The 20,766-nt window shown below is 64.1% G+C and carries 15 protein-coding genes, 1 tRNA gene and 1 pseudogene; 13 read left to right on the top strand and 4 right to left on the bottom strand.

From position 1 onward, the window contains the following. Positions 1-34: 34 nt before the first annotated feature. Complete coding sequence (gene cyaY, locus ASR47_RS23000) at positions 35-364, top strand: iron donor protein CyaY (RefSeq protein WP_065310129.1); 330 nt, start codon at positions 35-37, stop codon at positions 362-364. A 115-nt stretch (positions 365-479) separates the two neighbouring features. Here cyaY and ASR47_RS22995 read toward each other — a convergent pair whose 3' ends face one another. Next, positions 480-2,825: a penicillin-binding protein 1A gene (locus tag ASR47_RS22995; RefSeq protein WP_065310128.1), complete on the bottom strand. Its 2,346-nt coding sequence runs from the start codon at positions 2,823-2,825 to the stop codon at positions 480-482. A gap of 270 nt (positions 2,826-3,095) precedes the next feature. Between ASR47_RS22995 and pilM the strand changes: the two genes are divergently transcribed. The 7 genes and pseudogenes from pilM (at position 3,096) to ASR47_RS22960 (ending at position 11,888) form a co-directional block, all read left to right on the top strand. Then, a complete protein-coding gene (gene pilM / locus ASR47_RS22990; RefSeq protein ID WP_065310127.1) occupies positions 3,096-3,722 on the top strand; it encodes a type IV pilus biogenesis protein PilM in 627 nt (208 codons plus the stop codon). Continuing rightward, positions 3,719-4,294, top strand: coding sequence for a PilN domain-containing protein (locus ASR47_RS22985; RefSeq protein WP_065310126.1), 576 nt, complete (start codon positions 3,719-3,721; stop codon positions 4,292-4,294). Before pilM ends, ASR47_RS22985 begins: the two co-directional genes overlap by 4 nt. Before the next feature lie 2 nt (positions 4,295-4,296). Next, complete coding sequence (locus tag ASR47_RS22980; protein ID WP_065310125.1) at positions 4,297-5,304, top strand: pilus assembly protein PilP; 1,008 nt, start codon at positions 4,297-4,299, stop codon at positions 5,302-5,304. A gap of 98 nt (positions 5,305-5,402) precedes the next feature. Beyond that, positions 5,403-6,725: pseudogene (locus tag ASR47_RS22975) on the top strand (type IV pilus secretin PilQ); the annotation flags it as partial. 193 nt (positions 6,726-6,918) lie between these two features. Next, positions 6,919-9,030, top strand: a complete 2,112-nt coding sequence (locus tag ASR47_RS22970; RefSeq protein ID WP_171899023.1) for an Ig-like domain-containing protein — start codon at positions 6,919-6,921, stop codon at positions 9,028-9,030. A 99-nt stretch (positions 9,031-9,129) separates the two neighbouring features. Then, entirely contained in the window at positions 9,130-10,749 is a 1,620-nt protein-coding gene (gene aroKB / locus ASR47_RS22965) for a bifunctional shikimate kinase/3-dehydroquinate synthase AroKB (RefSeq protein ID WP_065310122.1), read from the top strand. A 2-nt stretch (positions 10,750-10,751) separates the two neighbouring features. Beyond that, the gene (locus ASR47_RS22960; protein WP_065310120.1) at positions 10,752-11,888 is read left to right on the top strand and encodes a deoxyguanosinetriphosphate triphosphohydrolase; all 1,137 of its coding nucleotides are present in this window, start codon (positions 10,752-10,754) and stop codon (positions 11,886-11,888) included. A 113-nt stretch (positions 11,889-12,001) separates the two neighbouring features. Here ASR47_RS22960 and mutY read toward each other — a convergent pair whose 3' ends face one another. Genes mutY through mutM form a run of 3 tightly spaced genes read right to left on the bottom strand, consistent with a single transcriptional unit; the run spans position 12,002 to position 15,958 of the window. Next, positions 12,002-13,180 carry an A/G-specific adenine glycosylase gene (gene mutY, locus ASR47_RS22955; RefSeq protein WP_065310119.1) on the bottom strand — a complete coding sequence of 393 codons (1,179 nt, stop codon included), beginning with the start codon at positions 13,178-13,180 and terminating at the stop codon, positions 12,002-12,004. Between the two features lie 26 nt (positions 13,181-13,206). Then, positions 13,207-15,114 carry a dynamin family protein gene (locus ASR47_RS22950; RefSeq protein ID WP_065310117.1) on the bottom strand — a complete coding sequence of 636 codons (1,908 nt, stop codon included), beginning with the start codon at positions 15,112-15,114 and terminating at the stop codon, positions 13,207-13,209. Between the two features lie 10 nt (positions 15,115-15,124). Beyond that, positions 15,125-15,958, bottom strand: coding sequence for a bifunctional DNA-formamidopyrimidine glycosylase/DNA-(apurinic or apyrimidinic site) lyase (mutM, locus tag ASR47_RS22945; RefSeq protein WP_065310116.1), 834 nt, complete (start codon positions 15,956-15,958; stop codon positions 15,125-15,127). A gap of 154 nt (positions 15,959-16,112) precedes the next feature. Between mutM and ASR47_RS22940 the strand changes: the two genes are divergently transcribed. The 5 genes from ASR47_RS22940 (at position 16,113) to ASR47_RS22920 (ending at position 20,742) form a co-directional block, all read left to right on the top strand. Continuing rightward, complete coding sequence (locus ASR47_RS22940) at positions 16,113-17,882, top strand: tetratricopeptide repeat protein (protein ID WP_065310318.1); 1,770 nt, start codon at positions 16,113-16,115, stop codon at positions 17,880-17,882. Positions 17,883-17,979: 97 nt separating this feature from the next. Then, positions 17,980-18,612: an outer membrane lipoprotein LolB gene (locus ASR47_RS22935; protein ID WP_065310115.1), complete on the top strand. Its 633-nt coding sequence runs from the start codon at positions 17,980-17,982 to the stop codon at positions 18,610-18,612. Next, positions 18,609-19,493, top strand: a complete 885-nt coding sequence (ispE, locus tag ASR47_RS22930; RefSeq protein WP_065310114.1) for a 4-(cytidine 5'-diphospho)-2-C-methyl-D-erythritol kinase — start codon at positions 18,609-18,611, stop codon at positions 19,491-19,493. Before ASR47_RS22935 ends, ispE begins: the two co-directional genes overlap by 4 nt. Before the next feature lie 77 nt (positions 19,494-19,570). Next, positions 19,571-19,647: transfer RNA gene (locus ASR47_RS22925), tRNA-Gln, on the top strand. A gap of 144 nt (positions 19,648-19,791) precedes the next feature. Beyond that, entirely contained in the window at positions 19,792-20,742 is a 951-nt protein-coding gene (locus ASR47_RS22920) for a ribose-phosphate pyrophosphokinase (RefSeq protein WP_065310113.1), read from the top strand. Positions 20,743-20,766 lie beyond the last annotated feature (24 nt).

Raw genomic sequence — 20,766 nt, 5'->3', positions numbered from 1 at the left:
AATCACGGTTTGATTAAGATCTTTGGAGTGTAGCATGAGCGAATCGGAATTCCTGGCCTTGGCCGAAGCCACCCTGAACCAGATCGAGGCGGCGCTGGACCGGCTCAACGATGAGGACGTGCTCGACGTCGAATGCAGCCGCAGCGGCAATGTGCTGGAAATCGAGTTTATCGACAACGGCACGAAAATCATCGTCAACAGCCAGGCGCCGATGCGCGAAATGTGGGTGGCGGCCCGTTCCGGCGGCTTTCACTACAAGCGCGATGGCGACGAGTGGGTCAATACGCGCGACGGCTCGGAGCTGTTCGCGGCCTTGTCGAGCATGGCCAGCGAGCAGGCCGGCGCGACGGTGGTGTTGAAGTAACGTCAAAACAAGGTAGGTCGGTTTAGCGCGGCGAAGCCGCGCGTAATCCGACAACACCGCAGACGTCAACAATATTGTCGGGTTACGGCCTGCGGCCTAACCCGACCTACGAAGTCTAGAAGAGCTCGTTCTTGACGGCTTCCTTGGCTTTCTCTTCCTCCGGCGTGCCGCGCGCCGCGCCTTCCAGGCTGCCCACGCCCGTGCCCGGTGGATTTTCCGCATAGTAATACTCGTCGCCCACGCGTATCAGGCCTTCCGGTACCGCGCGTTCTTCGACCGGGATGCTTTTCAGGGCTTTCGCCATGTAACTGATCCAGATCGGCAAGGCCAGGCCGCCGCCCGTTTCGCGGTTGCCCAGGTTGCGCGGCTGGTCGTAGCCGATCCAGGCGATGCCCACCAGCTTGGCCTGGTAGCCGGCGAACCAGGCGTCGATCGAGTCGTTGGTGGTGCCCGTCTTGCCGGCCAGGTCAGGGCGCTTCAGGGCCATCGCCTTGGCGGCCGTGCCGAAGCGCACCACGTCGTTGAGCATGCTGTTCATCATGAAGGCGTTGCGCTCGTCGATCACGCGGTTGGCTTCTTCGCCTGCCTTGTCAGGGTTGGCTTCCGACAAGACCTTGCCGTCGCTGTCGGTGACCTTGGCGATCAGGTAAGGGTTGATCTTGTAGCCGCCGTTGGCGAACACGGCATAGGCGCCGGCCATCTGCAGCGGCGTGACATTGCCGGCGCCCAGCGCCAGCGTCAGGTAGGGCGGGTTCTTGTCGGCGTCAAAGCCGAAGCGGGTCGCGTATTCCTGGCCGTACTTGGCGCCGATCTTGTGCAGGATGCGGATCGAAATCATGTTTTTCGATTTCATCAGGCCCTTGCGCATGGTCATCGGCCCGTCGTACTTGCTGTCGTAGTTCTTCGGTTCCCACGCCTGGCCGCCCGTCTGGCCGGCATCGAACGAGATCGGCGCGTCGTTGATGATGGTCGCCGGCGACAGACCGCGTTCGAGCGAAGCGGAATAGATAAAGGGCTTGAAGGCCGAACCCGGCTGGCGCCACGCCTGCGTCACGTGGTTGAACTTGTTGCGGTTGTAATCGAAGCCGCCCACCATGGCGCGAATCGCCCCGTCGGTGGTGCTGGCCGACACGAACGCCGACTGCACTTCCGGCATTTGGGTCAGCACCCATTTGTCGTCATCGCGCATGACGCGGATCACGGCGCCACGGCGGATGCGGCGGTTGGGCGCCGCTTTTTCCGACAGCCAGGCCGCGCCGAATGTCAGGCCAGGGCCGGTGATGCTGATTTCCTCGCCGGCCGAAGTCACCGCCTGCAACGATTTCGGCGAGGCCTGCAGCACCATGGCGCCGATGATGTCGTCGCTGTCCGGATGGTCGGCCAGTTCCGTTTCGATCGCATCGTCGGCTTCGGCCTTGGTTTTCGGAATCTCGATATACGCTTCCGGGCCGCGGTAGCCGTGGCGTTTTTCGTAATCCATCACACCCTTGCGCAGCGCGATATAGGCGGCGTCCTGGTCGGCCTTGGTAATGGTGGTGTAGACGTTCAGGCCGCGCGTGTACGTGTCTTCCTTGAATTGTTCATAGATCAGCTGGCGCGCCATCTCCGACACATATTCCGCATGCACGCCAAAGGCGCTGCTGTCGGTCTTGACCTTCAGTTCTTCATGTTTGGCTTCCTCGTACTGGGCCGGCGTGATATAGCCGAGCTGCGCCATGCGCTGCAAAATGTACTGCTGGCGCACCCGGGCGCGTTTCGGGTTGACCACCGGATTGTAGGCCGACGGTGCTTTTGGCAGGCCGGCCAACATGGCCGCCTCGGCGACAGTCAGGTCGCGGATATTCTTGCCGAAATAGATTTGCGCGGCCGAGGCAAAGCCGTAGGCGCGCTGGCCCAGGTAGATCTGGTTCATATAGACTTCCAGGATCTGGTCCTTGCTGAGATTTTTCTCGATCTTCCAGGCCAACAAGACTTCATAGGCCTTGCGCTTCAGGGTCTGCTCGCTGGACAGGAAGAAATTGCGCGCCACCTGCTGCGTGATGGTCGACGCGCCTTGCTTGGCGCCGCCGGTCAGGTTGTGCAGCGCCGCGCGCGTGATGCCCAGGTAATCGACGCCGCCGTGTTCATAGAAGCGGTCGTCCTCGATGGCCAGCACGGCCTTTTTCATGACATCGGGAATATCCTTGATGTGCACCATATTGCGCCGCTCTTCGCCAAACTCGCCGATCAGCACGCCGTCGCTGGTAAAGATCCGCAGCGGCATCTTCGGCCGGTAATCGGTCAGGGTGTCGAGCGCCGGCAGGTTCGGATACGCCATCGCCAGGCCAAACACCACCAGCAACACGCCGACTGCGGCCGCGCCCACCAGCGATACCAGGGCCATCAGCAAAAAGCGTTTGGGTTTGCCGCCCTTGTTGGGCGGCTTCGAGCCAGCGTTGCCAGCGGAGGTGGAAGAAGTCATGCGCGTTATGTCTTTCAGTTAATTTATGCGGGCCAATTATAAGCGAGCTTGCCGGTGGGACGGCGCGCCAGGCGGGCTGCGGAACTCTTGTCGGTACTCTATATAAGCGTGTCTGTGCTGGCTGGCAACAAGGATTTGGTAACAATTGTCCTGCGCCAGATCAGCTTCCCTGCAGATAGGCGCACTGTGCCGCAGAAGCCGGCCGGAAAGCGGTTGTCAGCCGGGCCGGGCAGGGAATAGCATTTTGGAGGACGCAAGGGGGGAGTGACCATGTTTTCCTTGAATAAACCTGGCCTGCTGGGCATCGATATCGGCGACGACGCCATCCGCGTGGTCGAACTGGCGCGGCGCCTTGGCGCCTTGCATTGCCGCCACCATGCCATGAAGGCCTTGCCACCCGGCGTGCTGTTTGACGGCAATGTCGACGATATCGAGGCGCTGGCCGGCCTGCTGCGCCAGGCGTGCCAGGCCAGCGGCAGCCGTTGCAGGCGGGTGGCGCTGGCCATGCCCGCCAGCAGCCTGATCACGCAGGCCGTGCGCCTGCCGGCGGGTTTGCCCGAGGAGCAGCTGGAAATCCTGGTGGAGCTGGAAGCGGCGCAATACATGCCGTTTGCCGTCGAGGACGCCAGCCTGGATTTTTGCATCATGGGAGCGGCGCCGCCCGTCGGCCCGGAAAAAGACAGTGCCGAGCTCGACATACTGCTGGTGGCGGCGCGGCGCTCCAGCGTGCAGCGCCGCCTCGATGCGGCGGCCAGGGCGGGCTTGCAGGCGGTGGTGATGGACAGCGCAGCGCTGGCCCTGCGTGCCGGCACGGCGCATGGCGGCTGGCAAGCCTTGGCCGATGGCGCGGCCTTCCAGCTGGCCTGGGGACTGGCCCTGCACGGGTTTGCCAGATGAGTGCGAACGCGCCGGTATCGATCAATCTGCTGCCGCACCGGGCGGCGGCACGCCGCCAGCGCGAGCTTGGGGTGCTGCGCCAGCTGGCCGGCGGCGTGCTGCTGGGCGCGGCGCTGGCGCTGGCGGCCGGTCTTGCCCTGGTCCTCGCCATCGGCGACCAGGCGCGCCAGCAGGCCACCTGGCAGGTGGCCTTGCGCGAGCGCGAGGGGGCGCTGGCGGCGGCCCGGCTGGCGCAGCGCGAAACGGCGGCGCTGGCGGCGCGCCAGCATGCCGTCCACCTGTTGCAGGCGCGGCGCAATGACGCCGTGATCGTGCTCGACGCCCTGGCCCGCGCCGTGCCGGACGGCGTCAGCCTTAACAGCCTGCGCCAGGACGGCGCGCGCCTGATGCTGGCGGGCAGGGCGCCGTCGCAGCAAGCCGTCTCGGCGCTGCTGCTGGCGCTGGCGCAAGCCTTGCCCGGTTCCACGCCGCAACTGCAGGAAGTGCGCTCGCCAGCCACGCCGGCAGCGAAGAGCGGCGTGGAGCTGGCCGTGCACTGGACCTTGCCTGCCGATGGTTTGCCGGGAGACTAGCCATGTCCAGCCTGAAACAGATGGCCTTGTGGCCCCGTGGTACCCGCCTTGCATGCGCCGGCCTGCTGGCGGGTTTGACTTTGGCGCTGGCGTGGCTGGCGCAACTGGACAGCCTGGTGGCGAGCTGGCAGGCGGCGCAGGCGCACACCGGGTCGCTGCGCGCGGCGCACGGCCAGGCCCAGGCCCAGGCCGGGCAATTGCCGCAGCTGCGCGCGCGGCAACAGGAAGCCGCCGCCACCCTGGCCGCCCTGGAGCGGCAATTGCCGCGCCAGCAGGAGATGCCCGCGCTGCTGTCCGCTATCAACCAGGCGGGACTGGCGCGCGGCCTGCAGTTCGAGTTGTTCAAGCCGGCCGCGCCGCTGCCGCAAGCGCATTACGTGGCCATGCCGATCGCCATCAGGGTGCGCGGCGGCTACCACGCCCTTGGCGCCTTCATGGCCGACCTGGCCTATCTGCCGCGCATCGTGACCGTGCATGGCCTGGCGGTCCAGGCGAACCAGGAGGGCGCACTGACCCTGGACGCCGTGCTGCGCGCCTATCGCCTGCCTGACGCGCAGGAGCAAAAGCGCATGAGCGGCATGAAGGCAAGCAGGACGACTGTACCGCCGCGCCCGCCCAAGCCCTTGGTGCCGCGCGACTACAGCGCCAGCGATCTGCCCGATCCGTTCGGCGCCGCCGCCAGCGTGCGGCCCGCCGCCGCCGGCGTGGCCGCGCCCGATCCGCGCCGCGTGCGCGAGCCGCTTGAAAGCGTCGCCCTGTCCGCCATGGCGATGGTCGGCAGCCTGCGCCAGCATGGCCGGCTCGACGCCTTGCTGCAGGCGAACGGGCGCCTGTACCGGGTCGCGGCCGGCCAGTACCTGGGCCAGGATCACGGCGTGGTGACGGCGATTTCCGAGCAAGCCATCACCTACCGCGAAGTGGCGCAGGACGCCGGCGGCGCCTGGCGCGAACGGCGCGGCAGCCTGGCCTTGCAGGTGGCGGGCGCGGCCGGCAAGGAGGCGGACAAATGAAGCCAGGCCTTTTGCTGCTGCTCATTGTGCTGGCCTGGCCCTTGGGCGCCGGCGCGCAGGACGCGCCGGCGCAAGTGCAGGTAACGGCGCCGCGCCTGTATGCGGGCGAACCGATCTCCATCGATTTCCAGAACGTCTCGGTGCGCGCGGCGCTGCATATGCTGGCCGATGCTTCCGGGCAGAACATCATCGCCAGCGACAGCGTGGCCGGCAATCTCACCTTGCGCCTGCGCGAACTGCCGTGGGACCAGGCGCTCGACGTGCTGCTGCAGGCCAGGGGCCTCGATATGCGGCGCACTGGCAATGTGCTGTGGATCGCGCCGCGCGAGGAAATCCTGGCGCGCGAAAAACTCGAACTGGAGCAGCGCGCGCAGATCGCCGAGCTCGAACCCGTGCAGTCGGCCGTGTTCCAGCTGAACTACCAGAAAGCCGAAGCGTTTCGCACCGTGTTTGGCCTGGACGCGGGCGAGGGGCGCAGCCGGCTGCTGTCGCGGCGCGGCAGCGTGCTGATCGAGCCGCGTACCAATCAATTGTTCGTCAGCGACGTGCCGGCGCGCCTGGAGCAGATCCGCCTGCTGATCGCCAAAACCGACGTGGCGACCCGGCAGGTGCTGATCGAGGCGCGCATCGTCGAGGCCAACGACAGTTTCAGCCGCAACCTCGGCGCGCGCCTGGGCTTTGCCGACCAGCGCCTGGCCCAGGGTGGCCAGCCCGGTTTTGCCGTCGGCGGCGGGCGGCGCGCGCTTATGGGCGGCACCTACGAGGGCGTGGGCGAGGCGACCGGCCAGGCGGTGGCGGGCGCCGGCGCCTATGTGCCGAACACCCAGTTCGTCAACCTGCCGGCGGCCAGCATCAACGGCCTGCCGCCGGCCAGCTTTGCCCTGAGCCTGTTTTCGGCCGCCGCCAACCGCTTCCTGAACCTGGAACTGTCGGCGCTGGAGGCGGACGGCAAGGGCAAGATCATTTCCAGTCCGCGCGTGGTTACGGCCGACAAGGTGCTGGCGCTGATCGAGCAGGGCATCGAATTGCCCTACCAGGTGGCCACCAGCAGCGGCGCCACCTCGATCACCTTTCGCAAGGCCAATCTGCGCCTGGAAGTGACGCCGCAGATCACGCCGGACGGCAACGTGGTGCTGGAAGTCGATGTGAACAAGGACAGCGTGGGCCAGGAAACGCGCTCGGGCTTTGCCATCGACACCAAGCACGTCAGGACGCAGGTCATGGTCGAGGACGGCGGCACGGTGGTGCTGGGCGGTATTTACCAGCAATCGGAGAGGGGCACGCAAAGCAAGGTCCCGCTGTTGGGCGATATCCCGCTGCTCGGTGTTTTTTTCCGCAGCACGGGCCGCAGTCAAGAAAAAACCGAGCTGATGGTCTTTATTACGCCGAAAATAGTGGCAGAGAGGCCCTCAACACGTTAATGTCACATCTTTACGTTTAAGTAACAATGCTGACGAAAGCGGACTGATGGCGACTATGCGGAATATTTCTTTTGGCAACACTTATTGGAGTCGGGCATGTAACTGGCTGTTTGCCATGAGCCTGGCCATGCTGCTGGCTGCCTGTGGTGGCGGTGGCGGCGATCCGACCCTCGATGGCGGCGGTGGTGGTGGCGTGGTGGGCAGCGTGCCGGCGGCAGTCAGTGTCAGCCTGCTGGACGCCAATGGCGCCGCCAGCAACACCGTCAGCGCCACCGCCGCCTTGACGGCCCGGGCGGTGGTGCTCGACAAAAGTGGTGCGCCGGTCGCCAATGCGCTGGTCACTTTCACGACGCCAGCCAGCCTGGTCACCCTGACCCCCGCTGTTGGTACCGCCTTGACGGACGCCAAAGGCGTGGCGGTGGTCACCCTGCGTCCCGCCGACCCTGCCGCCAGCGGTGCCGGCAAGGTGACCGCCACAGTGACCCAGGGTGCGGTCATCGTCAGCGGCGAGGCCAATTACCAGGTTGCTGCCGCAGCGGCGTCCAAGGCCAGTATCAGCGTTTCCCTGTTAAATGCTTCAGGCAGCAACAGCAATACCTTGTCCAGCGCGACGCCGTTGACGGGCGTGGCGCTGGTCAAGGACCAGAACGGCGCTGTCCTGGCGAATGCAATGGTGGTGTTCGCTACCAGTAACGAGACGCTGGCCATCCTGGCGCCTGCCAACGGGACGGTGCTCACCGACAGGAATGGCGAGGCGCGTGTGACACTGCGCCCCTTCAGTCTTGCCGCTGCCGGCGCGGGTACCTTGACGGCGGCGGTCGTCCTGAATGGCACCACCACCACCAGCACGATCAACTACATGGTAGGCGCAACCGCTCTGGCTTTCGGCAACATCATCTTTGAAGCGCCATCGCTGGACGCCTACGGCTCGACCCAGGTAGCGCTCGATGTCATGTCGAATGGGGTGAAATACACCGATCAGAGCATCGCCGTCAATTTCAGCTCCACCTGCGTGGCCGCCGGCAAGGCGACGTTTGCGACGCTGGTGCAGACGGCCGATGGCACTGCGCGTGCTACCTACCGTGACCGGGGTTGTGGCGCCAACGATGTTATTTCGGCGACGGCCAGCGGGGTCACCGGCAGTCGCAGCGCAACGCTGGCAATTGCGCCGCCACAGCCTGCGTCGATTCAATTTACCTCGGCCATACCGAGCGACAAGGCCATCGTCATTCGAGGCCAGGGCGGCTTGCTGCGCAGCGAAACGGCAACCTTGAAATTCCGTGCCTTTGATACCTTCAACAACCCATTGCAAGGCTTGAAAGTGACGTTCGAGAAAGCCGATGTCAATGCCCCGGTTGACCTGGCGCCGGACTTGGCTTCGACCGATGCAAACGGCGAGGTGACCACCAGTGTCAGTTCGCGCGATACGCCATTGTCTTTCCGTATCCGTGCGAAGTTCACGACGGCAGCCGGACGCGAGATTTCCACGTTGTCCGATACCATCGTGGTGTCGACCGGCACGCCAGTACAAAAAGCATTCTCCCTGAGCATCAGCGACAGCAATGTCGAAGGCCTCAATGTCGATGCCAATGGTAGTGCGCCATCGGCAACAGTGAACGTGGCCATGGGCGACAAATTCGGCAACCCGGTGGCCGATGGCACCCCGGTCGTCTTCCAGTCCAATGTCGGCGTGGTCGGCAGCGCCAGTCGCGGCGGCTGTACCTCGGTCAATGGCGCCTGCTCGGTCGATTTCCGCTCGCAGGAACCACGTAGCCCCGTTCCCAATACCCCCGCCACCGTATGCAATCGTGTCGCCAGTGACAGTACGCGCGCTGGTGTCGGCACCATCTGCGCCAGCACCAGCGATGGTACGGCCGTGCCGATCTTTGACAGCATCAGCTTTTTTATCAGCGGCAGCGAACCGGGACGGGTATTGCGTGACGATGCCGTGGTCCTGACAAAAAATGTGGTCAATGACCTTGGCATTGCCAGTTGGACGGTACCCAAGGTATTCACCTTGCGTGTCAGCGATGTGAACGGCAACCCGATGCCCAGCGGCACGCGGATTGAAGTGGCCAATATCAGCAATGCCGCCAGCAGCGGTGTTTCGCCCCCTGCGGTACAGAAGATTTTCCCTGACAGTACGGTAGCGAACGACGTGGATCAGGGCACCCGCCATATCGTGACGGTCAGTGCGCCAGCGGACAATTGCAGTCCAAGAACGGCTACCTTTAATGTCAACGTGATAAGCCCACGTTTACTAACAACAAGCTATCCGTTTAAACTGACGTTCACATGCCAATAATGGAGCCACGGGGCGATAGCGGAAGTACCGAGTTATTGCCTGAGTGAAATGCAAATAGTGTCTGAAACTTCTAACCGTAATATCTTCCTTGTCGGCCTCATGGGCGCGGGCAAAACCACGATCGGGCGCATCCTGGCCCGCAAGCTGGGCTTGCGCTTTGTCGATTCCGACCACGAGATCGAAGCCCGTACCGGGGCCTCGATCCCGTGGATCTTCGAGATCGAGGGAGAGCCGAGCTTTCGCCGGCGCGAAGCCGAGGTGATCCGCGACTTGAGCGCCCAGGAAGGCCTGGTCATGGCCACCGGCGGCGGCGCGGTGATGAATGCGGAAAGCCGCGCCTTTCTGAAAGAGCGCGGCACGGTGATCTACCTGCGCGCCAGCGTGACCAACATCCTGGCGCGCACCAGCCACGACAAGAACCGCCCGCTGCTGCAAACGGCCGATCCGCGCAAGACGCTGGAAAACCTGACGGCGCAGCGCGAGCCGCAATACCTGGAAGTGGCCGACATCGTCATCGATACCGGCCGTCCTAACGTACAATCGATGGTCCAGACCATCCTGATGCAGCTGGCCAGCCTCGAATGCGAGGCCTCGCCCAACTGCGTCATTCACGCAGAGCCTTCGATGAACGAGCAATCCAAAATGTTGTTGAGCGTAGACCTCGACGAACGCAGCTACCCGATCGCCATCGGCCCCGGCCTCCTGGCCGACGCCGACGCGCTGCTGCGCCATATCAGCGGCCACAAGGTGGCCATCGTCACCAATACCACCGTCGCTCCGCTGTACCTGGGCCGCCTGCAGGCGGCGCTGGCCAGCGATGGCCGCGAGGTGATCAGCATCGTGCTGCCGGACGGCGAAGAATATAAAAACTGGGCCAGCCTGATGCAGATTTTCGATGCGCTGCTGGCCAACAAATGCGACCGCAAGACCACCCTGGTGGCGCTGGGCGGCGGCGTGATCGGCGACCTGACCGGCTATGCGGCTGCCAGCTACATGCGCGGCATCGGCTTCGTGCAGGTGCCGACCACCCTGCTGGCGCAGGTCGACTCCTCGGTCGGCGGCAAGACCGGCATCAACCACCCGCTGGGCAAGAACATGATCGGCGCCTTCTACCAGCCGCGCGCCGTGATCGCCGATACCTCGACCCTGGAAACCCTGCCGGCGCGCGAGCTGTCGGCAGGTCTCGCCGAAGTAATCAAGCATGGCGCCATCATCGACGCGGCGTTTTTCGACTGGATCGAAGCGAACATGGGCAAGCTGATGGCGCGCGACAAGGGGGCGCTGGCCTATGCGATCGCCCGCTCCTGCGAAATCAAGGCCGATGTGGTACGCCAGGACGAACGCGAAGGCGGCCTGCGCGCCATCCTGAACTTCGGCCACACCTTCGGCCACGCCATCGAGGCCGGCATGGGCTACGGCCAGTGGCTGCACGGCGAAGCCGTCGGCTGCGGCATGGTGATGGCGGCCGACCTGTCGTGCCGCATGGGTTATATCGACCAGGCGGCCGTCGAGCGCGTGCGCAGGGTGGTGGCTGCCGCCGGCCTGCCCGTCAAGGGGCCGGACCTGGGCGTGTCGCGCTGGCTGGAACTGATGGAAGTGGACAAGAAGAACGAGGGCGGCGCCATCAAGTTCATCCTGTTGAAACCGCTGGGCAGCCCCCTGATCACGGCCGCCCCGCATGAACTGGTGCTGGCCACCCTGGCCGCCGGAGTGGCCTGACCATGACGCCGGAAGACTTCCTCGCTCCGTATGCGGCCCGTTCGGCACAGGGGCAGGGACGTCGCCATGCCGAGACGGCGCACGCCTCGCGCAGCCAGTTCCAGCGCGACCGCGACCGCATCATCCATTCCTCGGCCTTTCGCCGGCTCGAATACAAGACCCAGGTCTTCCTCAACCACGAGGGCGACCTGTTTCGCACGCGTCTGACGCACAGCCTGGAAGTGGCGCAGATCGGCCGCTCGATCGCGCGCAACCTGCGCCTGAACGAAGACCTGGTCGAAGCGATCGCCCTGGCGCACGATCTGGGCCACACACCGTTCGGCCATGTGGGCCAGGACGTGCTCAACGACTGCATGAGCGAACATGGCGGTTTCGAACACAATCTGCAAAGCCTGCGCGTGGTCGACACGCTGGAAGAACACTACGGCGCCTTCGACGGCCTGAACCTGATGTTCGAAACGCGCGAAGGCATCTTGAAACACTGCTCGCTGACCAATGCGCGCGCGCTGGGACCGGTGGCGCAGCGCTTTATCGACGGCACCCAGCCGACCCTGGAAGCGCAGCTGACCAACCTGGCCGATGAAATCGCCTACAACAGCCATGATATCGACGACGGCCTGCGCTCGGGCCTGATCACCATCGAACAGCTGGAGCAGGTGGCGTTTTTTGGCCGCCTGTGGCGCGAAGTGCAAACCGTGTATCCGGGCCTGTCGGGCCGGCGCGCCATCTATGAAACCCTGCGCCGCCTGATCACGGCGCTGGCCGACGACCTGATCACCACCTCGACGCAGCTGATAGTCGAGGCGGCGCCACGCAATGTGGACGAGGTGCGCTCCAGCGCGGCGCTGATCCGTTTTTCCGACACCATGCGCAAGGATGCCACCGAACTGAAGCGTTTTTTGCGGGCCAATCTGTACCGCCACTACCAGGTCAACCGCATGCGCGTCAAAGCGAGCCGCATCGTGCGCGAACTGTACGACAGCTTCATGGCCGAACCGGCCCTGCTGCCGCCCGATTATCAAATCAAGGATGATGACGTGACGAAGCAGGCGCGCAAGATTGCCGACTATATCGCCGGCATGACGGACCGCTATGCGATCCGCGAGCACCGGCGGCTGTATTCGCTCGACGAGTTGTAACCGTCGCCAACGATGTTGTCGGATTACGCGGCTTCGCCGCTAATACGACCTACGTGCTTGTTGGCGCTGGTGGTGGTGTCGGATTACGCGGGGCTTTGCCACGCTAATCCGACCTACAAGAACATGCTGCGCTGCGCCGCGCGCGCGTCGCCCAGCAGGTCGAGCAGCAGTTTCTTGATCGGCGCGGGCAGCGGCGCGTCCGCCACCTTGTCGCCAGCGAGCCACACGTGGCCGGCTTCCGCCGCCATCTGGTGGCGGTGCGACAGGGTGATGCGGCAGGGCACGATATGCAGCTTGTAGTGGGTGAACACGTGCACGATCGGCAGCAGCAACTCCTGTGTCTCGATCGCGCCGAACGGCGCCACCGCGCGCTGCAAGGCCGGCTGGTCGATCGCGCGCGGCAGCTCGCCATCGCGCAGCACATGGCCATCGAGTTCGGGCAAGGAGAGTAGTCCGCCCCAGATGCCGGCGCCGGGGCGCTGCTGCAGCAATACCTGGCCGCTGTCGACGATCGCCAGCATCACGGCGTGTTTTTCAGGGCTGGTCTTTTTCGGCTTGCGCACAGGCAGCTCTTTGGTGCGGCCGGTGGCGTAGGCCACGCAGCGCGCAAGCAAGGGGCAGCGGCCGCAATCGGGGCTGCTGCGCGTGCACAGCGTCGCGCCCAGGTCCATCAGGCCCTGCGTATACGATTCGATGCCGGAATTTATGTCACCTGCGGGCAGCAGCGCTTCGGCGCGCCGCCACATCGCTTCCTCGACCTTTTTTTCGCCGGGATAGGCGTCGATGCCGAACACGCGCGCGAACACGCGCTTGACGTTGCCGTCCATGATGGCCGCCCGCGTGCCGCTGGAAAAGGCCGAGATGGCGGCCGCCGTCGAGCGGCCGATGCCGGGCAGGTCGGCCAGCAATACGGGATCGCTGGGAAACACGCCGCCATATTCCGCCACCACGCGCTGGGCGCACTTGTGCAGGTTGCGCGCGCGCGTGTAGTAGCCCAGGCCGCTCCACTGCGCCATCACGTCTTCCACCGGCGCTTCGGCCAGCGAACGCAGGGTAGGGAAGCGGGCCAGGAAGCGCGCGTAATAGGCCAGCACGGCGGCCACCTGGGTTTGCTGCAGCATGATTTCGGACAGCCAGATCAGGTAGGCGTCGCGCGTGTTCTGCCACGGCAGCGCGTGGCGGCCGTGCTGCTTTTGCCAGGCGATGACGGTGGCGGAAAAAGTGGGGTCGACATAGTTTTCTAGCGATGCCGCGCCCGATTCGGGCGACAGCGGATGCGGCGGACGTTTCATGCAGGATTCCGGTAATAGTTCAATGTTCAGGCGGCGATGGCCGCGCGCAGCGAATCGCCCAGCTGCGCCAGTTGCGCCTTGTCGCGCTCCAGGGCCGCCAGCGATGCTTCGAAGCCGGCGATCTTCTGTTCCAGGCTGCCGGTGGCGTCGTGGATGCGCTGGATCGAGGCCAGGCGCAGTTTCAGATGTTCCTTGTACTCGACGATCTGTGCTTCGAGCGGCGCCATGATGACCTTGAGCCAGGCGCTGGCGTCGTCATTGGCGGCGGTGAAACTGCGCCGCACGCGCGAGGCGATGGTGTCGAAGAATTTTTCCATCAGCACCACGCGGCTGGTGGTGAGCAGGGTGGCCGTGCCGAACTGCTTGTGATACACCACCTCGATATCGTCGATCTCCTGGCGGTAGCGCGCCAGCGAAAACGGCATCGGCATGGCCAGCGCCAGGCCGTGTTCGGTGGCGAAGCGGCGGTACATCACCTGCATCATTTCCGTGATCTCGCTTGTTTTGCGTTCGGAGCGCTCGAGGTTCTGGCCGATGCGTTCGAAGTATTGGCGCATGGCGTCGCGCAGGCCCGTGAAAAAGCGGCTGCGCTGCATCGCCAGGCGCACCGCGTCGATATCGTCGCGCACGATTTCCATGCCCAGGCTGGTGTACAGCTCGGTCGACAAACGCGTAAACACGGCGCGGGTCGCCTGCAGCTTGAACAGGCTGCTGTCGAATTCCTTTTTCTCGATATCGATGCGGCGCATCATGTGGGCGATCACGTTCTGGTTCTTGCCGCGCAGGCTGTGCAGCTCGTGCAGCTGCTCGGCGATGCCGCGCGCGCGGGCGCCGTACTGCACCTGCTGCGCGGAGACAATCGCATCGAGGTCGAAGTCCAGCTGGCGCCGGATGATGTTCTTGCGCGCCGGTATCAGTTCATTGAACAGGGCCGCTTCCAGCGGCAGCAAGCGGCTTTTTTCCAGCAGGTCGTCATCGTGGTTGATCTTGCCCACCAGCGCCTTTTGCGCCGAGACGGGAAACACCTGGCCGGCGTCGAGGTTGAGCAGGTGCGCCACGCTGGCCTGCTGGCGCGCGATGGCCTGCGCCACTTCCGCGTCGCCGCGCAGCTCGTCCCACATGCTGTCGATTTTATTGAGCACCACCAGGCGGCCGCTGCCCCCACCGGCGCCGATATGGTTGCGCCACACTTCGATATCGCTGCGCGTGACCCCGGTGTCGGCGGCCAGGATAAACAGCACCGCGTGCGCGTTCGGGATCAGGTTCAGGGTCAGTTCGGGCTCGGTGCCGATGGCGTTCAGGCCGGGCGTATCGAGGATCACCAGCCCATGTTTCAACAGCGGATGCGGAAAATTGATGATGGCGTGGCGCCACATCGAAATTTCCACCTGGCCGTCCTCGTCGAGCAGTGCCTGCGCGTCGGCATCATCAAAGTCATACAGGCCGTAGCGCGCCGCTTCTTCCACGCCGACCTTGCGCGTCAGGCTCACTTGCCGGATGGCATCCTGCATGTCTTCGCCCGCGTCCAGGTTCAGCGGCAACACCGTCCAGGCGGCGGGCAGCTCGCGGTAGTCGCTGGTCGACAGGTTCTGGGCCCGCGTTTCGATCGGCAGCAGGCGGATCGACGGTTGCCACGCCGCATCGTACAGCAGCTCGGTCGGGCACATGGTGGTGCGCCCGGCGCCCGAGGGCAGGATGCGCTGGCCGTAGTCGGCAAAGAAGATGGCGTTGATCAGTTCGGATTTGCCGCGCGAGAACTCCGCCACGAAGGCCACCGACAGGCGGTCGTCCGCCAGGCGCGACACGCAGCGCGCCAGGCGCAGCGCCGAGGCGCCGTCGACCAGGCCGGCCGCTTGCGCCGCCTGCTGCCAGGCGCGCAGGGCGGCCAGCACATCCTGGCGCCAGGCGCTGTATTGTTCCAAGTCCCTGACCATGCACGCTTCCTTATTTTTGACAGTTCACGCAATAAAACGTGGAGCGCTGTCCCTGCACGATTTGCCGGATCGGCGCGCCGCACACGCGGCAGGGCTGGCCGGTCCGGTTGTAGGTGAAATACGTCTGCTGGAAGTAGCCGGACTGGCCGTTCACATGCAGGAAGTCGCGCAGGGTGCTGCCGCCCTGGACGATGGCTTCGGCCAGCACGTCGCGGATCGCCTGCGCCAGTTTTTCGTAGCGCGCGAGACCGATGCGTTTGGCCGGTGTCTTCGGGTTGATTCCCGCGCGAAACAGGCTTTCGGAACAATAGATATTGCCCACGCCGACCACGATATCACCGGCCAGCAGCACCTGCTTGATATTGGTGTTGCGCTTGCGCGTCTTTTCAAACAGCAGCTGGCCCGTAAACGCCCCTTCCAGCGGCTCGACGCCGAGGCCGCGCAGCAGCACGTGGGTGTCGAGCGGGCCGTCGGCCAGGTCATGCCACAGCACGGCGCCGAAGCGGCGCGGATCGGTCAGGCGCAGCACCTGTTCGCCATCAATACCGGACACCACCAGGTCGAAATGGTCATGCTTGAGTGCTTCAGTGCCTGGCGGCAACACGCGCAGATGGCCCGACATGCCCAGGTGGATGATCAGCGTGCCATGCTGGAAGTGGATCAGCAGGTATTTGCCGCGCCGGCCGGTCAGGCCGATGGTCTGGCCCGACAGCTGGTCGCCGAGGGCGGCCGGGAAGGGCCAGCGCAGGCCGTCGCGGCGCAGCACCACCGCGCGCACGGCGCGTCCTTCGATATGGGGCGCGACACCGCGCCGCGTGACTTCGACTTCTGGCAATTCTGGCATAGGGCTCGCTGGTGAAAACGGGTAAACAGGCTGGCCGCGGGACCGCCCGGCATGGCGCGGAGATCGCGATGACTATATTTCGTTACATGCGTAAAGTACGCAAAGCACGGGTTGGGCGTAGAATCAAACTTTGCCGTTCAGCCAGGATCAGCCTTTGAAAAACGCTTTCGCCATTGTAACCTTGTCCGCCCTGATGGCTACGCATGCCATGGCGCAAACGTCCACCGTCCCCGCCGACGCCCCGGCCAGCGCTGCCGCTGCCGAAAGCCCGGCCGACGCCAAGGCGGGGGCCAAGGAAGGTTTGCCCAACGTCGACCTGAACAGCGAGCTGCTGTACAAGCTGACGAAGGCCGAGATGGAGTTCAAGAACGGCCAGTGGCAGGGGCCGTACGTGACCATGATGATGGCGGCCCAGCAGACGCGCGACCCGCGCCTGGCGCGCCGCGCCTCCGAAATGGCGCTGGCCGCCAAACAGGGCGGCGAAGCGCTGGCGGCCATCCGTTTGTGGCGCGAGCTGGCGCCGGACTCGGATGAAGCGACCCAGTTCTTCCTCGGCTTCGTGGTGCTGACCGACAAGATCGAAGAAGCCGAGCCGATCTTTGCCCAGCGCATCGAGGCCGCGCCGCCCAATGCGCGTGGCGTGGCGCTGTTCCAGACGCAGCAGATCCTGGCCCGCGCCAACGACAAGCTGTATGCCTATTCCATGCTGGTGCGCCTGATGGAGCCTTATCACGATATGTTCGAAGCCCACCTGGTGCTGGCCCAGGGCGCGCTGTCGATCGGCGAGCGCGAGCGCGCGGTTGCCGAAGCGAACAAGGCGCTGCGGATGAAGCCGGCGTCCGAACTGGCCGTGCTGACCCTGGCGCAGGTGACGGGCGAGCCCGAGGCGGCCAACAGGGTGCTCGCTGACTTCCTCGCCAAAAATCCCGATGCGGTCGAAGTGCGCGCCGCCTATGCGCGCCTGCTGGTCGAGCAGAAGCAGCTCGAGCCCGCCCGCACCCAGTTCCTGGCGCTGCTCAAGACCCAGCCCGATAACGTGGCCGGCCTGTATGCGCTGGGCATCGTCTCCCTGCAGCTGGAAGACGCCAAGGGCGCCGAGCAGTATTTCAAGCGTTTCCTGAGCGTGCTCGACAAGAACCCCGGCGACGCGCGCGATCCGTTCAAGGCGCTGATGATCCTGTCGCAGATCGCCGAATCACGCGGCGACATCCCTGGCGCCATCGCCTGGCTGGACAAGGTCGACAGCCGGGAGTCGGCCGGCTACCTGGACGCCCGCCTGCGCCGCGCGCAGCTGATGGCGCGCAGCGGCAACCTCGACGGCGCACGCAAGTCGCTGGCCGAAACGCAGGTCGACGACCCCGCCGCCCAGGGCCAGATCGTGCTGGTCGACGCACAGCTGCTGCGCGACGCCGGCTATGTGCAAAGCGCTTACACGGTGCTGGAAAACGCCCTGGTGCGCTTCCCCGACAATCCTGAACTGCTGTACGACTACGCCTTGCTGGCCGAGCGTCTCGACAAGCTCGAACAGATGGAAGCGAGTCTGCGGCGCGTGATGCAACTCGCGCCTGACAACCAGCACGCCTACAACGCGCTGGGCTACTCGCTGGCCGAACGCAATGTGCGCCTGCCCGAAGCGCTGGCGCTGATCGAGCGTGCGCTGCAGATGGCGCCGGGCGACCCCTTCATCATGGACAGCATGGGCTGGGTGCAATACCGCATGGGCAACCTGCCGGCCGCCGAAGACGCGCTGCGCCGCGCCTACGCCGTGCGCCCCGACCCGGAAATCGCCGTCCACCTGGGCGAAGTGCTGTGGCAGAAGGGCGACAAGGACGGCGCGCAAAAGCTGTGGCGCGAGGCGCAAGCGAAGGACCCGAAAAACGATGCACTGAAAAGCACACTGGCGCGCTTGAATGTCAGTTTGTAATTTTTAAACCCCATGGCAAGTGGCGGGGGAGGACCGGGGTCAGACCCGCCGGGTCTGACCCCAGCCTTTGCACTTGGGTTAATTCCTCCAAATTCCCATGCCCAAAAAACTACTTCCACTTGCCGCCCTCTGCCTGGCTTTGTCTGCCTGCACCACGCTCCCATTCACCGCCGGCCAGCCGTCGTCGTCGCAAGCCGTCGCACCCTACCGCGACCAGGTCGACCTGTCCGGCCGCCTGAACGTGGTGTACCAGAAAAATGACAAGCCCGAATCGGCCACCGTCAATTTCACCTGGCAGCAAACGGCGCAGCGCACCGATGTGACCTTGTTCTCGCCCGTTGGCAGCACCCTGGCGACGATCGCCGTCACGCCGCAGGAAGCGGTACTTGAGCAAAGCGGCAAGCCGCCGCGCAGCGCGCCCGACGTCGATACCTTGAGCGCGCGCCTGCTGGGCTGGTCGCTGCCCGTATCGGGACTGCGTGACTGGCTGCAAGGCCATGCGGTCGGCGACGACGGCAAGCGCTTTGTGGCCTCGCCGCAAAATGACCATGTGACCACCAGAGACGGCTGGCGCTTGCGCTATGTGTCGTGGCAAGATGGCAGCGACACGACGCCCGGCGCCGTGCCGCAGCCGCGCCGCATCGATGCCGAGCGCAATGCCAGCGCCCAGGCCGACGCCGTCTCGCTGCGCATCGTGCTCGATCCTGTTCCTGCCACCACCGCACCATGACTTTGATTACCCTCAACAATTGCCCGGCCCCGGCCAAGCTCAATCTTTTCCTGCACGTCAATGGCCGCCGCGATGACGGCTATCACCTGCTGCAAACCGTGTTCCAGCTGGTCGATCATGGCGACACCGTGCATTTTTCTTTGCGTGACGACGGGCAGATCTTGCGCGTCACCGACCTGCCCGGCGTGCCGCAGGAGCAGGACCTGATCATCCGCGCCGCCAGACTGCTGCAGGCCGAAGTGCTGCGCCGCACGGGCAGCTTGCCGCGCGGCGTCGATATCGCCATCGACAAGAGATTGCCGATGGGCGGCGGATTGGGGGGCGGCTCGTCCGACGCGGCCACCACCCTGATGGCCCTGAACAAGCTATGGCAAGGCGGTTTGACGCGCGAGGAACTGATGGCGCTGGGCCTGCCGCTGGGCGCCGATATTCCGTTTTTTATCTTTGGCGAGAACGCCTTTGCCGAAGGCGTGGGAGAACACTTGCAAGCCGTCGCCACGCCCGATTGCTGGTATGTGGTGATCGAGCCGGGCGTGCAAGTGGCGACCGCGGCAATTTTTTGCGCGGAAGGCTTGACGAGGGATACCGAAGCCGTCACAATAGCGGACTTTTCCAGGCACCTCGCAGAAAGCAACAGCGCGAACGGGTTTGGAAAAAATGACTTACAGCAAGTAGCATGCAGTCTTTTCAAGCCGGTAGCAGATGCGGTAGAATGGCTGAGTGCTTACGGTGAAGCCAGGATGACTGGTTCCGGTGCTTGTGTGTTTGGCGCGTTTTCCACCAAGGAAGAAGCAGATGAAGTGCTCAGCAATGTGCCCGCCGTCTGGTCAGCCTGGAAAGCAAAAGCGCTGAGCCAACATCCGCTGCTCACGATGTTGTAAGTAGAAAAAAAGATTTTGCTTAGCTTCAAAAAGTCGGTATAATACCGGCCAACATGACAGCAAGCAGTCAGTTGCGTAGGGGAGTCGCCAAGTTGGTTAAGGCACTGGATTTTGATTCCAGCATGCGAAGGTTCGAATCCTTCTTCCCCTGCCACCCGTTTCACCGTAGTCTGTCGATGCGAAGTTGGCGTCCAGTACGGGAAGCACGCCGTTAAGCGGCACATGCATAACACAGACTGACCGGGCGCATGCCCGGTCAGTTCTTTTCAAGACTTCTATATCACCTCTTGGGACTCCCATGGCTTACGAAAACCTGATGGTTTTTACCGGCAACGCGAATCCAGCGTTGGCAGAGGGGGTCGCAAAAAATCTCGGCATCCCTCTCGGCAAGGCAAACGTTTCGAAATTCTCCGACGGCGAAGTAATGGTCGAGATTAACGAAAACGTGCGCGGCAAGGATGTTTTTGTTTTGCAATCCACCTGCGCCCCGACCAACGACAGCCTGATGGAAATCATCCTGATGGTCGACGCCCTGAAACGCGCATCGGCCGGCCGTATCACCGCAGCGATTCCGTATTTTGGCTATGCCCGTCAAGACCGCCGTCCACGCTCCGCGCGTGTGGCCATCTCGGCCAAGGTGGTTGCCAACATGCTGGAAAAAGCCGGTGTCGAGCGCGTCCTGATCATGGACTTGCACGCCGACCAGATCCAGGGTTTCTTCGATATTCCAGTCGACAATATCTACGCGTCGCCGATCTTGCTGGGCGACCTGCAAAAGAAAAACTACCAGGACCTGCTGGTCGTGTCGCCGGACGTAGGCGGCGTGGTTCGTGCGCGCGCCCTGGCAAAACGCCTGGGCTGCGACCTGGCCATCATCGACAAGCGCCGCCCGAAGGCGAACGTGTCCGAAGTGATGAACATCATCGGTGAAGTCGAAGGCCGCAACTGCGTGATCATGGATGACATGGTCGACACCGCAGGCACCCTGACCAAGGCCGCCGAAGTGCTCAAGGAGCGCGGCGCCAAGAAAGTCGTGGCCTATTGCACGCACGCGGTGCTGTCCGGCCCGGCGATCGACCGTATTTCGGCCTCGTCGCTGGACGAGCTGGTGGTGACCGACACGATTCCCCTGTCCGAAGCGGCCCTGGCCTGCGGCAAGATCCGTCAACTGACGTGCGCGCCGCTGCTGGCCGAGACGTTCAAGCGCATCATCAAGGGCGATTCGGTCATTTCCCTGTTTATCGACTGATACGGTCAGCGGTAGTAAACAACG

The organism is Janthinobacterium psychrotolerans, from assembly GCF_001677885.1.
Lineage (GTDB): Bacteria > Pseudomonadota > Gammaproteobacteria > Burkholderiales > Burkholderiaceae_D > Janthinobacterium > Janthinobacterium psychrotolerans.
This window is presented reverse-complemented; position numbering and strand designations above follow the sequence as displayed.

Excerpts from the sequence above, each read along its gene's own strand:
- cyaY (WP_065310129.1), top strand. The coding sequence starts at position 35 with ATGAGCGAATCGGAATTCCTGGCCTTGGCCGAAGCCACCCTGAACCAG.
- ASR47_RS22995 (WP_065310128.1), bottom strand. The coding sequence starts at position 2,825 with ATGACTTCTTCCACCTCCGCTGGCAACGCTGGCTCGAAGCCGCCCAAC.
- pilM (WP_065310127.1), top strand. The coding sequence starts at position 3,096 with ATGTTTTCCTTGAATAAACCTGGCCTGCTGGGCATCGATATCGGCGAC.
- ASR47_RS22985 (WP_065310126.1), top strand. The coding sequence starts at position 3,719 with ATGAGTGCGAACGCGCCGGTATCGATCAATCTGCTGCCGCACCGGGCG.
- ASR47_RS22980 (WP_065310125.1), top strand. The coding sequence starts at position 4,297 with ATGTCCAGCCTGAAACAGATGGCCTTGTGGCCCCGTGGTACCCGCCTT.
- aroKB (WP_065310122.1), top strand. The coding sequence starts at position 9,130 with ATGGGCGCGGGCAAAACCACGATCGGGCGCATCCTGGCCCGCAAGCTG.
- ASR47_RS22960 (WP_065310120.1), top strand. The coding sequence starts at position 10,752 with ATGACGCCGGAAGACTTCCTCGCTCCGTATGCGGCCCGTTCGGCACAG.
- mutY (WP_065310119.1), bottom strand. The coding sequence starts at position 13,180 with ATGAAACGTCCGCCGCATCCGCTGTCGCCCGAATCGGGCGCGGCATCG.
- ASR47_RS22950 (WP_065310117.1), bottom strand. The coding sequence starts at position 15,114 with ATGGTCAGGGACTTGGAACAATACAGCGCCTGGCGCCAGGATGTGCTG.
- mutM (WP_065310116.1), bottom strand. The coding sequence starts at position 15,958 with ATGCCAGAATTGCCAGAAGTCGAAGTCACGCGGCGCGGTGTCGCGCCC.
- ASR47_RS22935 (WP_065310115.1), top strand. The coding sequence starts at position 17,980 with ATGCCCAAAAAACTACTTCCACTTGCCGCCCTCTGCCTGGCTTTGTCT.
- ispE (WP_065310114.1), top strand. The coding sequence starts at position 18,609 with ATGACTTTGATTACCCTCAACAATTGCCCGGCCCCGGCCAAGCTCAAT.
- ASR47_RS22920 (WP_065310113.1), top strand. The coding sequence starts at position 19,792 with ATGGCTTACGAAAACCTGATGGTTTTTACCGGCAACGCGAATCCAGCG.